Below are 11,571 nucleotides of genomic sequence, written 5' to 3' on the forward strand. Positions count from 1 at the left end.
GGGGTACCCATTTGTTATTTCGGGGTACCCATTTGTTATTTCGGGGTACTCATTTATTGATTTTGTGATTACTGTTGCTGATTGCACTTATTCTCAAACAACAAATTGATATGACAAATGAGTAAAAACACAGGCAAACTCGTAATTATTTCGTTGAACTTTTAATGAAATAAATCCACAAAACTACCCATCTCAGGCAAAAGGATACTCCACTATGTTGAACAAGGAATTATTAAAAAAGGATGTGTTATGTCTTTAAAAACTCGTGGTTCTGCTGCTGTTGACAAAGCCCAACTTCGTCTCGCCTTGCTTAAATCTATTGATGAAAATCTGGATTTAGGACATGGGTTAACTATTGAAGCCTACAACCACTTAATCAATACTACCCGTGCAATGGTAGAAGCTAATAATACGCTGGTGTCCAATCTGGAAGAATCGCGTAAAACAGTAACCCAGATGGATAAAGCTCTCTCCGAAATGTCTGAACGAATGCTAAGTGGAGTTGCAACTGTCTACGGCAGAAACAGTATAGAGTATTCCAAAGCTGGCGGCTCTAATCGCAAACGAAATAAACAATCTACTTCAAAAGTTACTCCACTTGTAGCGATTCTTACTACTCAACCTACTCAAGCTGCAATTGCCAATGCGTCAACTAACGGTAATGACACAGCTCCTTTGCTGCAATAATCCACCTGATACCAATTTTATATGAGGCTACACATTATTTTGACCCCTCCCAACCTCCCCTTACCAAGGGGAGGTGCCGCAGGCGGTGGGGTTCTTTCTATGCGCCTTCATAAAGAATTGCTATAAGCTCCATATACAGCAAAATTCAGAATTTATGAGTCAGAATTCAGGAGTAAGACATGGTTTATATCTGGGTAACAGACTTAGCTTGTGTACCTCAGCAACTTGAAATATGCTGTATAAATTGTTGCTTTTCAAAAAGATGACAAAAATTTGTCACCAATACATACGGAAGCGGATTAATAGGTTTGATGACAATAATTTGTCACAACGAGATCAATGTGTCACCGACGACAAATAATTAGTTACTGTACACTTGATTTATGCCAAACTCTAATATTGAGGAATACTTTCACCAAAGCCGATGATGGGATTTGAACCCACGGCCTGCTGATTACGAATCAGCTGCTCTACCACTGAGCCACATCGGCGTACACAATCTAAGAGTATAACATGATTTAATCATGGTAGATCAAAATCCCAAAAATCGTCTTAATCCTGAACAGTATGCCAGCCTGAAAGCAGAAATAGCTGCTCCTTTTCGCGGTTTACGACAATTTTTTTACATTGCTTTCGCTGCTTCTGGTTCACTCGGTGCATTCGTCTTTTTCTTCCAAGTGCTTGCCGGACGCGATGTTGAGAGCGCTTTGCCTAATTTAGCTCTCCAAGTAGGAATAGTTGCTTTAATGGTTTTCCTTTGGCGTTGGGAACAACGTCAGCAACAACGCCCCAATTCGGGTAAAAATCCTAATTCCTGAAGGGAGAAATCTTAGCTAGTTAATTTTTGACTACTTTCTTTTGATATATCTTTTCTTCAAATTTACTCATGCTTTTATGAAGATTAAAATATCCAGAAAGAAAAAGTAAAAAAATTATTAGGAAATCTCAAAAAGCAAAAATTTCTGTGAAAATAGAAATCATTGAAACGGGGTCAGCCAATATAAAGACCCTGACTATAAACCCAATCACATTCAGATGGTGTCAGCTATATTTAAAGACCCCAAATTTTATGATTCAAAAACCCTAAAATTAAAAAATCGCTATATTGAAAGCGCCAGACTGATAATTTATCAGTCTGGCGTTTCCAATTTGCTAACTAGATATTTACTGAACTGTTACCAAATAAGATGAAGGAATTGGTTGGGCACGTCCAGCATTGACAAGTGCCTGATAAACAAAGGCAGCAACTTCGGCTCTAGTCGCCTGACGATTAGGATTGAGTTGCTTCGCGGTGGGATAGTTGATCACTAATTGCCGTGCAGTTGCGGCGGCAACTGGTGCGATCGCATAATTAGGAATCTGAGCAGCATCGGTGTAAAAGGAAACGACATTTTGATTACTTGCAGTTAAGCCCAAACCATTAGCTAAAGAGACTAACGCCTGCACTCTCGGAATTTGCTGCTGTGGCTTAAAAGTGCCATCGGGATAACCAGAAACAAATTGACCCTGGTAAGCAGATTGAATGGCAGCGTAAGCCCAGAAATTGCTTGCTACATCCTTAAATTTAATTGCTGGGCGTTTGGTTGGTGGTGTTAGGGCTTTAGTGACAATAGTGGCGAATTGAGCGCGAGTTACAGGTTCATTGGGTTTAAAGCTGCCATCAGGAAAACCAGCAATAATATTTTGAGAAGCTAAAGCTTCGATGTAGCTTTTTGCCCAGTAATTTGCTGGTACATCTTTAAAGGCAACAGCCCCTCCAGGCGGTACATCAACACTGGCGGCAACAAAATCTACTGAGCCAAAAATCTTTTTCTGATCGATATCGTTGCCAACAGCGACAATTTTACTGGTTTTGGTGGCGTTGTTCACATCATAACGAGTGTTATTGCGGATAAGATTGCCGCCAGGATTTTCGTTGGTGCCAAGGTCGGGTGAAGCGTTGACAGTTGCTACTACTCCATCCCGCTTATTATTTTGAATGACATTTTTACGCAATACGGGCTTCGCTGACTCTGAGATAAAAAGACCGTCTTGGTTTTCGATAATTTGGTTTTCTACAACTAGAGGTGTGGAAGTGCCACCGATCGCAAGACCAAAACCAGTATCCTGAAATAAGTTATTCCGAATTTCTCCTTGGGCAGCTCTAGCAACTGAAATCCCATTCCCTTTGTTTTGCACAAAGAGATTACCTTCGACTCTGGGATTGCCTGTACCCGTGACAAAAACACCCTCTCTAACACTGTTAGTAAAAGTACTGTTTTTGATAGTCGGATTAGTTGACTCCACCCACACAGCCGTACCTCGGCTATTTGGGTTGGTGACGCTGACACCAGCGATCGTGGTATCTTGCTCGGCCAGGATGGTAATGTCTTGTCTGGCAAAAGTGCGACTAGTGTAGAAGCCTCCACCTGTAATCAATATCGCCTGACCTTTAGTAGCTTCATCACCCCGCAGTGTCACCCCTGGTTTAAGTAAAAGCGGGAAGGTTTCACCACTTTCTTGGTTATAGTTACCAGGTGCTAATTGAATAACTGCACCTGCTTGGGCTTGACTGAGAGCAAAACTTATGCTTTTGTAGGGTGCTGCCGAGGTGGCACCAGCACCAGCCCTATCTGCACCAGTTGCTGGATTAACGTAAATCGCTGCGGCAGTTGCAGGAGCTTGCGCTGTGCGAGTTGGGGCGATATTTTCTGGATGAGTCGCACCAGCATTAACCTGACCAGGTAGTAGTAGTGAACTACTAGAAACAACAAGCATTGCCGTGAGTCCGGCTCCCACGCGCAAAGAATATCTGAGATGATTGCTAGAAAGAAGGCGAAAATTTTTCGCAAGAGAAATGTGAGAACCCCGATATTTCATTTTTTGAGTCTGTGATGTGCTGAATTACGGTATGTCGAACAAGGTTAAAGATAACAGCGTTGTAGCTGCTCTAAAACCCATGCAAAACTATACTGGATGATTAGCACTGATTCAGCTAAATTCCTTAGAGAGGTTACAGAACTTATACATTAGTTATATTGTGTTATTCAGAAAATTTTCTTAGGGGCACTATGAGGATGAGGCGATTTTTTAGTATTCCCTAAAGCTAGATGCTGCAACTAATTCTGCTGGAATATCATCGCAGAAAAAAGCAAACCTATTGGAAATCGAGAGAAATGCATTTTAATTTTTTATGGCTGCATCGCATCTTAGTTTTAGTAGGCATTATCTGTCTTCTGTTTTTGTCCACTCCTGCCTTTGCGGCAGAACGAGTAGTCCTGAAGTATGGTATTTTCCGTGAATCACTTTCTGTAGAGGAAATATCCACCTTTGCCGAAACAGGTGAACTCTCACCTTTACTAAAAGTGAATTTAGCTTTGGCGCGACAAGACCCCAAAGCCATTCGTCAGTATTTAACACAGCCAGTGAAGGTAAACGCTGTATTTTTAGATAGAGCGCTAAATAGCCAGATTGGTAATATTATTTTGGATCGAGTTAGTCAAGTTATTTCTACACCGTCTCAAAGAGCAAATCGGCAAGCTTTACGAGCCGCTTTGGTACTTTCTGCGAATCAAGACGGGCAAGTGTCGCTGATTGAAATTATTAAGAATTATCCCACAAATGAAGTGGAAGTTGATGGCGATCGCTTGCAGGGTGCATACCGTCAACTCCGTCGTTTGCAAACAAACTTACAAGATTTGTTTGGTCTTTAGTAAGCTAAAGTTTCTAAAGTTTCTCTTAAATACCGCTGTACCTGCTGTTCCAAGCGAATTCCGTGTAATTGAGCATCCCGTTCTAGTTGCCAGCGTTGAAAACCGGAACTATTGGAGATCGCACATTTGAGACTATACCAAATTTCAGTATCATCAGAAAATTGGCGATCGCTAGAAGCTGGAATTTGAGCCATAGTTCCTCATTCCTTTGTTTTTCTTCAACGGTAACTGGGTATTGGCAATGGGGCATTGGGGAGCCACTGCGGTCTTGGGGTCTCCCCAAGTGGAGCAAGTGGCGTCATTGATTATTAGTTATTCTCCTCTGCACCCCTGCATCTTCTGATACTTATTTGTAGCCCTTTAAAGTTAAATAATATACTTTACGGCCTGCTACGAATCTGTATTTATCTTAAACAAGGATTGTAATAATCGAGGCACGATTTGATTAACTCGCACCCCTAAAATTGTGAAATCTTGCTTAATCTTTTCTAAAGATAATGGTTCTATGCCAGCAAATTCTGTGTCATTAGTCACCAAAACTCGCATTACACTCACAGGTACTTGTAAAAATAGATTGCCACCCAAAAATGCTAATCCCGCCAGCACTAATGCAACACTGCGCCATTGTGGGAGAAATTTAGCTGAATCTGCTACTAATGGGGCAATTTGGTAAAGATACCACAGTATCCAAACCGACAAGGCTGCTGCCACCAATGCCAGGATACGATTTACCTTTGTATTAATTAAACAGAGAATTTTTCGCTGCCGCTCAGTCAGATTTTCTGGTTTTTGGGCTATTCCTAAAAGAGCAAATATATAAAAAGGGCGACGCAACTGCATCCATAGCAGGGGGAGAACACCAATGGCGCCAACTAACAATAGCTCCATCCAGACCGGTAAAAATGGCTCGCCTACAGACAAAAACAATAAGCAGAGTACTAAAAAAACAGGCAACGTCGCTAATCCAGCGACGTGAATCCACAAAATAGGTTCAGAGCGAAATGAATGCATATTATAAAAAGTTGTGAGTTAAGAGTTAGGAGTTAGGAATTAGCAGTCTTTAACTCCTAACTCCTAATTTATCACTCCTAACTTCTAACCATTTTACCCTCAACACTATCTCGTTAAGGTGAGAGTGCGGCGCTTCGTAACCATTTGATAGGCTTCGATGATGTCACCTTCAACCCAATCATTGAATTTATCGATGCCGACACCGCATTCATAACCCGCGTTGACTTCACGGCTATCTTCTTTCATCCGTTTTAGGGAGTCAAGAACGCCTTCATAGATCACCTTACCGCCGCGTCGCACCCTGACTTTACAGTTGCGAACTAGCTTGCCAGATTGAACGTAGCAACCGGCAACAGCACCGCGACCGACTGGGAAGACGGCACGGACTTCGGTTTGACCCAAGGGTTCTTCCACCAACTCTGGTTCCAAAAGACCTTCCAAGGCATCTTGGATATCTTCTAGGAGTTTGTAGATTACGTTGTATTCACGAACATCTACACCCGCTTCATCGGCAGCTTGTCTGGCACCACTAGCGAAGGTGGTATTGAAGCCAATAATTACAGCGTTACTGGCAGCTGCTAAGTCGATATCTGTCTCGGTGATTTCCCCAGCAGTAGCCAACAGCATCCGAATTTGGACTTCGTTTTGCGGGATTTGCTTGAGCGCTCCCACAATGGCTTCTACCGAACCTTGTACGTCTCCCTTCAAGATCAAGTTGAGTTCTTTCAACTCGCCTTCTTGTGCTTGAGCCGACAAGGTTGTAAGAGTAACACGACCCTGTAACAAACGGGATAGGCGTTGTCTGTCGGCGCGATCGCTTGCTAGCGCTCTGGCTTCTTTCTCGTTTTGGAAGACCTCAAACTCGTCGCCGGCTGCCGGCACATCACTTAAACCTAGTACCTCGACAGCAAAGGAAGGAGAAGCAATGTCTACTCTCTTGCCTCTGTCATCTACCATCGCCCGGACTTTACCGAAGGCCGAGCCAGCTACTAAGATATCTCCCACATGCAGGGTACCATTCTGAATTAGCAGGGTAGCAACTGCTCCTTTAGCTTTATCCAGATGTGCTTCAATGACAGTTCCTTTGGCGGTACGATCTGGGTTGGCAGATAGTTCTGCAACCTCTGCTACTAAGAGAATCATCTCTAAGAGCGTATCCAGATTTTCACCTCTGATGGCGCTCACGGGAACCATGATTGTCTCACCGCCCCAGTCTTCTGATGTCAGACCATACTGAGTGAGTTCTTGTTTAACGCGTTCTGGCTGTGCCCCTTCTTTGTCAATTTTGTTAATTGCAACAACAATTGGCACTCCAGCAGCTTGGGCGTGGCTAATGGCTTCAATGGTTTGGGGACGGACACCATCATCAGCAGCGACTACTAAGACGGCAATATCTGTTACCCGCGCTCCTCGTGCCCGCATAGCTGTAAAGGCTTCGTGACCAGGAGTATCCAGGAAGACTATCTGCTGTGGTTTCCCCTCATGTTCGACATCCACATGGTATGCACCGATGTGTTGAGTGATCCCGCCAGCTTCGCCAGCAGCCACTTTGGTTTTGCGGATTGAGTCGAGCAGGGTTGTTTTACCGTGGTCTACGTGACCCATGATTGTCACCACAGGCGGACGGCGGTGGAGATATTCTTGGTCTTCTGCACCGACCATTTCCGTAATTTTTCGAGCTTCTGCTTCTCGTTCGGCGGTTTCGACTTCTATTTCTAGTTCTTTTCCTACCAGGGTAATTGTGGGAATATCCAGATTTTGAGTGATACTCACCGCCATACCTTTAAGGAACAGGATTTTCACAATCTCTGTATCGGGAACGGCTAAAACGTCAGCCAGTTCTTGCACAGTCAACGGCCCTGTGATCGTCACTTTTTCGGGGCGATCGCGCTTTGTCTCGGCTTCTTGGCGACGGTTTTGGTGATTGTCGCGCCCAGAACCAGACTTGGAACCAGACCTGGAACCAGACTTTCTGGCTCTTGCAGTTGGGGCGCTAGCAAGGGTTGCACCTGGTATCTGTACAGGTCGAGTCGCTTTCGGTTTGGGAGGACGAGCGATAGAAAGGCTGACTTGGACTGTGGCTGGTGAGTCGATATCGTCATCATCTAGCAAATCTTCTTCAAACTCATCATCAAGTATGGGTTTGATTCGCTTACCTTTGACGCCAGCTTTTGCCTTCTCTTTAACCTCGTCAATTATTTCCTCTTCTACCCACTTTTTGCCGCCTTTGGTCGGTCGAGGCGGACTTGGGCGTTTTAAATCAAGGAGATCCGGTGTGACTGGTTCATCACCCAATCCTTGAGATTTGCCCGCTATGCCTGACATCTGTCTGGGTGGAGTAGCGATCGGCATTGCGGCTGCTACTGCTTCACCTGGACGTGCCGGTCTGGGTCTTTGTCCCTCTCCCAGTTGTGATGGTGCAGATGGTCTATTACCTCTCTGCTCTGGTCTGCTGGGTGCAGGGGTAGGACGACTTGTCCTTTGTGGCGCACTTGGTGGAGACTGGTCTGTTGGCAGTTTAGCGACTCTCGGCTTAATTTGTTCGCGATCGCCTTCCGCGGGACGTAGCCGTTGGTCGCGTTTGAGGATCGGTTTATCTGCCTGAGATACTGGCGGCTCATCTACCACCTGGGCTTCTTCTGCCGCAGGTCTGGCTGGAGGAGCAACTAGTTGTGGTTTAATCGGTTTTTCCGATTTCGGTCTGGGCGGAACTATTTTTTCCGGTTTTTGGGATGCTATTTTTTCCGGTGCCGGATTTGGATTAGGCGTTTGTTCCAAGTCAGCGATCGAGGGTTGCTCTTGAGTCTCAGATTGAGTCCGGGGCACAGGTCGAGTTGGTGCTGCCGGTTTTTGGGGTGAGACTGGTGTAGCGAAAGGCCGTGGAGGAGAGGGAGGATTAGCTTCAGACAAGGCAGCTTGGGTATTGTTAGCAAGTGACGCCTCTGGGGCGTTGGGAGTAGTATTTCTCAATATTTTGGGTTTACGTATTTCCAAAATTTGCTGTTTGTGGGGTGCAGCAGGTCGCGAAGGTCCGCCGTTGGGTGGTGAATTTGGCTTATGGCTGGTTGTACCTAGTTCCTTTTTGGCTGACACACTCGTAGCTGCAAGCTTTTCTGCTGCCGCCCGGATGTTTTCTGCCTCGGATTCTGAAATCGTGCTGCTATGGCTTTTGACCGCAATATCGAGCTGGTCGCAAATTGCTAGTAGCTCTTTGTTATCCAAATTCAATTCCTTTGATAATTCATAAATTCTAACTTTGCCGTTGGTCATCCACTCTTCCCCTTTAATTTACAGTTTTAGCGGATGGTTGCCTGGTTTGCGACATCTCCATCCTTGGACTACTGTTTTTAGACTGCCGTTCAGTTTTTGCCGGTGCCTCCAATCAGGAAAGAGAGATGTTTCGGTTTAATAATGGCATCCCCACCAGGAATGATGGTTGAGGGATACCCATAAAAATTTCTTAAATAAAAGATTTTTATAGGAACCCTTGACGCCGAACTGCGCCTGAGCGCTACCAGGTTGCCATTTTGTAGTTTCTTGTTTTGTTGATTCTGATTCCACAACACAATCGATTACATCTTGTTCTGGGAATATTGCCTCGCCCCTCGTTATTCGAGAGCCTAATGCCTTTTACACCCATTTACTATTTTGGCACTAACCTTAACGTTCAACAGGGAGTTTGATGAAAGCACTACTTCGGCTTTCGACACAATTCCTCTAATGATTACGTCACAAAGTTGTTCCAACTAAATTTGGTTTTGGGTATTACTGCGGGCTAGACGTTGCGACAAGCTTTGGTACAGTGCTTCTGGCACTGATGCATGTAGCGATCGCCCTAGTCGATTTTTTTTTTGAGCCGCTTGTAAGCAACTCGTTTCTGGACAAATATAGGCAGAACGCCCCATGCCCTGATCTAATTGTACCTTTCCCGATGGAAAGACGCGGACAATCCGCCAAAACTGATCTTTTGAGCTTACTTTCCGGCAGCTAATACAGCGCCGATAATTTGGTTTCATCGGTTCTTTGCGATCTCAGTCTAGGATAATGGAAGTAAAAATAAGTTTATTATGACTATTTTTTACTTATACCAAGTAGCTTTTGAGACTGAGACTACAATCTTACACTATCAAAACTTTACAAAATTAATCAATTATTCATCATCGTTATTGTCAAAACTATCTTCCTCTTCTAGTTCGTTCTGATTTTCATCCTCGAATTCTTCTTCAAAGTCCGAGTCGTCTTCTTCTGATTCTTCTGTTTGATATTTTGTTCTGACGGCTGCAAACTTGGTATCCTCTGCTGCATAGTCATACTTAGCTTTGTCTTTAATGTCTATTTTCCAACCAGTCAGACGGGCTGCCAAACGGACGTTTTGTCCTTCTTTCCCAATAGCCAAACTCAATTGATCTTCAGCTACAAGTACGTGAGTTTGCCGTGATTCTGGGTCCATCAAGCGTACTTCATCTACCCGTGCTGGACTTAAGGCATTAGCAATGTATGTTGCTGGGTCTGGCGACCAGCGAATTACATCTATTTTTTCACCGCGTAATTCGTTGACTACCACTTGAATTCGCGATCCCCTAGCTCCAATACAAGCGCCTACTGGGTCTACATCGCGATCGAGAGTATCTACTGCTATTTTAGTTCGGGGGCCGACATAACGGGAAGGGGGGTTTGCCTCCCTAGCTACAGCAACAATCCGTACAACTTCATCTTCAATTTCTGGGACTTCGTTGGCGAAAAGATAAACTACCAAACCAGCATCAGCACGAGACACAAGCAACTGTGGCCCTCGTTGCTGACCTTGGGAGACTTTTTTGAGATATACCTTGAAGGTGGCATTTGCCCGATAATTATCGTTGGGCAACTGTTCCCGCTTTGGTAATTCGGCTTCTACTTCTGGCTGACCAAAGCCGCTGCTAACTGCTAGAACCACTGATTGCCGTTCAAACCGCAGGACTCTTGCTTGGAGAACAGTTCCTTCTAAATCTTGGAACTCTTCTTGCACCATCTGGCGCTGTTGATCGCGTAATTTTTGCGCCAATACTTGCTTAGTTTGCATCGCCGCCATCCGACCAAATTCTCCTTGGTCGGGGGTAACATCCAGCACTACAGAGTCCCCTAACTGCGCTTCGGGAGCGACTTGTTGAACTTCGTCTAGAGAAATTTGATGATCTGTATTATCTACTTCTTCAACAATGGTTTTGGTAGAAAGAACGCGAAATCCTTCTCCTTCAATATCGAGTTCTACTTCAAAATTTTCAAAATAATCTTCGTCAAACTGTTTGCGCTCTAAATTTTGGGCGCGGCGATAACGTTCATAGCCTTTGAGTAGTGCTTCTCTTATAGCTGATTGAACCGCAAGCCTGGGTAAATTCCGTTCGCGACTTATACTTTCAATTAATTCTTTTAATCCAGATAAAGTAACCATTGACATAAGCAATCTCCTTTAAAAATTAGGGACTGGGGACTGGGTGTTGGGCATTGGGCATTGGGCATTGGGCATTGGGAAGAGGACAAGAGGACAAGAGGACAAGGAGAATTGGGGACAAGGGAAAAAAACTTGTTGCAAGTTCTCACCTCTTGTCACCTTGTCACCTTGTCACCCTTGCTCCTCTGCTCCTCTGCTCCTCTGCTCCTCTACCCCTCCAATCCCTAGTCCCTAGCTTCTAGCCTTAGTAACTTGTTTATTGGCGCTCCTCTAACTGCACCTTAGTAATTAGAGAGCGGGGAATTTCGACTACACGACCTTTTTGATTTAAATAAAGTGTTGTCTCATCCCGACGAATCAACTGACCAATCCACTCTTGTTGTCCGTCGTAGGGGGGCGTTGTGGAGACAATAACAGGAAATCCTTTAAAGGAAATAAACTCCCTGTCTGTTACCAATTGCCGCGAAATACCGGGACTAGACACTTCCAAGACGTATGTATCTGGAACGATTTCCGCAGCATCTAAGGAGGCTTCTAAAGCACGGCTCATCCTCTCACAATCGTTCAACCCAGTGTCTTGCTCTGGATTGCGAATGTCTACCCGCAACACTGGTGGACTTTGGTTGGTGTGAAAAACCACGCCAACCACTTCCAATCCCAGTTCTTCTGCCACTGGTGTCGCCAAATCAATAATTTGTGGAACTAAAGGATGAGCCATGAGAGAATTCAATAAAAAAAGTGGGCATCGAC

At 44.6% G+C, this 11,571-nt stretch carries 10 protein-coding genes and 1 tRNA gene; 3 read left to right on the forward strand and 8 right to left on the reverse strand.

Annotated elements, in window-relative coordinates; genetic code table 11:
• The first annotated feature begins 249 nt into the window (after positions 1–249).
• The gene (locus RMZ42_RS01675) at positions 250–687 is read left to right on the forward strand and encodes a hypothetical protein (RefSeq protein WP_322669746.1); all 438 of its coding nucleotides are present in this window, start codon (positions 250–252) and stop codon (positions 685–687) included.
• Positions 688–1,106: 419 nt separating this feature from the next.
• Here RMZ42_RS01675 and RMZ42_RS01680 read toward each other — a convergent pair.
• Positions 1,107–1,178 (reverse strand) — tRNA-Thr (locus tag RMZ42_RS01680).
• A gap of 33 nt (positions 1,179–1,211) precedes the next feature.
• On the opposite strand from RMZ42_RS01680, the gene RMZ42_RS01685 reads away from it, so the two are divergent.
• The gene (locus RMZ42_RS01685; RefSeq protein ID WP_322669747.1) at positions 1,212–1,505 is read left to right on the forward strand and encodes a DUF3493 domain-containing protein; all 294 of its coding nucleotides are present in this window, start codon (positions 1,212–1,214) and stop codon (positions 1,503–1,505) included.
• A 346-nt stretch (positions 1,506–1,851) separates the two neighbouring features.
• On the opposite strand, the gene RMZ42_RS01690 is transcribed toward RMZ42_RS01685, so the two are convergent.
• Positions 1,852–3,546 carry a DUF1565 domain-containing protein gene (locus RMZ42_RS01690; RefSeq protein ID WP_322669748.1) on the reverse strand — a complete coding sequence of 565 codons (1,695 nt, stop codon included), beginning with the start codon at positions 3,544–3,546 and terminating at the stop codon, positions 1,852–1,854.
• 296 nt (positions 3,547–3,842) lie between these two features.
• Between RMZ42_RS01690 and RMZ42_RS01695 the strand changes: the two genes are divergently transcribed.
• Positions 3,843–4,379 carry an alpha/beta hydrolase gene (locus tag RMZ42_RS01695; protein WP_322669749.1) on the forward strand — a complete coding sequence of 179 codons (537 nt, stop codon included), beginning with the start codon at positions 3,843–3,845 and terminating at the stop codon, positions 4,377–4,379.
• Here RMZ42_RS01695 and RMZ42_RS01700 read toward each other — a convergent pair.
• The 6 genes from RMZ42_RS01700 to rimP all read right to left on the reverse strand — a co-directional run bounded on the left by RMZ42_RS01700 (position 4,376) and on the right by rimP (position 11,539).
• Positions 4,376–4,573: a hypothetical protein gene (locus tag RMZ42_RS01700; RefSeq protein WP_322669750.1), complete on the reverse strand. Its 198-nt coding sequence runs from the start codon at positions 4,571–4,573 to the stop codon at positions 4,376–4,378. The genes RMZ42_RS01695 and RMZ42_RS01700 overlap by 4 nt on opposite strands.
• Before the next feature lie 196 nt (positions 4,574–4,769).
• The gene (locus RMZ42_RS01705; RefSeq protein ID WP_322669751.1) at positions 4,770–5,390 is read right to left on the reverse strand and encodes a low-complexity tail membrane protein; all 621 of its coding nucleotides are present in this window, start codon (positions 5,388–5,390) and stop codon (positions 4,770–4,772) included.
• 105 nt (positions 5,391–5,495) lie between these two features.
• Entirely contained in the window at positions 5,496–8,660 is a 3,165-nt protein-coding gene (gene infB / locus RMZ42_RS01710) for a translation initiation factor IF-2 (RefSeq protein WP_322669752.1), read from the reverse strand.
• A gap of 476 nt (positions 8,661–9,136) precedes the next feature.
• The gene (locus tag RMZ42_RS01715; RefSeq protein WP_322669753.1) at positions 9,137–9,406 is read right to left on the reverse strand and encodes a YlxR family protein; all 270 of its coding nucleotides are present in this window, start codon (positions 9,404–9,406) and stop codon (positions 9,137–9,139) included.
• A 134-nt stretch (positions 9,407–9,540) separates the two neighbouring features.
• Positions 9,541–10,827, reverse strand: a complete 1,287-nt coding sequence (gene nusA, locus RMZ42_RS01720; RefSeq protein ID WP_322669754.1) for a transcription termination factor NusA — start codon at positions 10,825–10,827, stop codon at positions 9,541–9,543.
• 250 nt (positions 10,828–11,077) lie between these two features.
• Positions 11,078–11,539 carry a ribosome maturation factor RimP gene (rimP, locus tag RMZ42_RS01725; protein WP_322669755.1) on the reverse strand — a complete coding sequence of 154 codons (462 nt, stop codon included), beginning with the start codon at positions 11,537–11,539 and terminating at the stop codon, positions 11,078–11,080.
• Positions 11,540–11,571 lie beyond the last annotated feature (32 nt).

The sequence above is a fragment of the Nostoc sp. DedQUE05 genome (genome assembly GCF_034530955.1).
Classification (GTDB): Bacteria; Cyanobacteriota; Cyanobacteriia; order Cyanobacteriales; family Nostocaceae; genus Nostoc.

Bases quoted from the DNA above. Each gene is read 5' to 3' on its own strand.
- RMZ42_RS01675 (WP_322669746.1), top strand. From the start codon at position 250: ATGTCTTTAAAAACTCGTGGTTCTGCTGCTGTTGACAAAGCCCAACTT.
- RMZ42_RS01685 (WP_322669747.1), top strand. From the start codon at position 1,212: ATGGTAGATCAAAATCCCAAAAATCGTCTTAATCCTGAACAGTATGCC.
- RMZ42_RS01690 (WP_322669748.1), bottom strand. From the start codon at position 3,546: ATGAAATATCGGGGTTCTCACATTTCTCTTGCGAAAAATTTTCGCCTT.
- RMZ42_RS01695 (WP_322669749.1), top strand. From the start codon at position 3,843: ATGCATTTTAATTTTTTATGGCTGCATCGCATCTTAGTTTTAGTAGGC.
- RMZ42_RS01700 (WP_322669750.1), bottom strand. From the start codon at position 4,573: ATGGCTCAAATTCCAGCTTCTAGCGATCGCCAATTTTCTGATGATACT.
- RMZ42_RS01705 (WP_322669751.1), bottom strand. From the start codon at position 5,390: ATGCATTCATTTCGCTCTGAACCTATTTTGTGGATTCACGTCGCTGGA.
- infB (WP_322669752.1), bottom strand. From the start codon at position 8,660: ATGACCAACGGCAAAGTTAGAATTTATGAATTATCAAAGGAATTGAAT.
- RMZ42_RS01715 (WP_322669753.1), bottom strand. From the start codon at position 9,406: ATGAAACCAAATTATCGGCGCTGTATTAGCTGCCGGAAAGTAAGCTCA.
- nusA (WP_322669754.1), bottom strand. From the start codon at position 10,827: ATGTCAATGGTTACTTTATCTGGATTAAAAGAATTAATTGAAAGTATA.
- rimP (WP_322669755.1), bottom strand. From the start codon at position 11,539: ATGGCTCATCCTTTAGTTCCACAAATTATTGATTTGGCGACACCAGTG.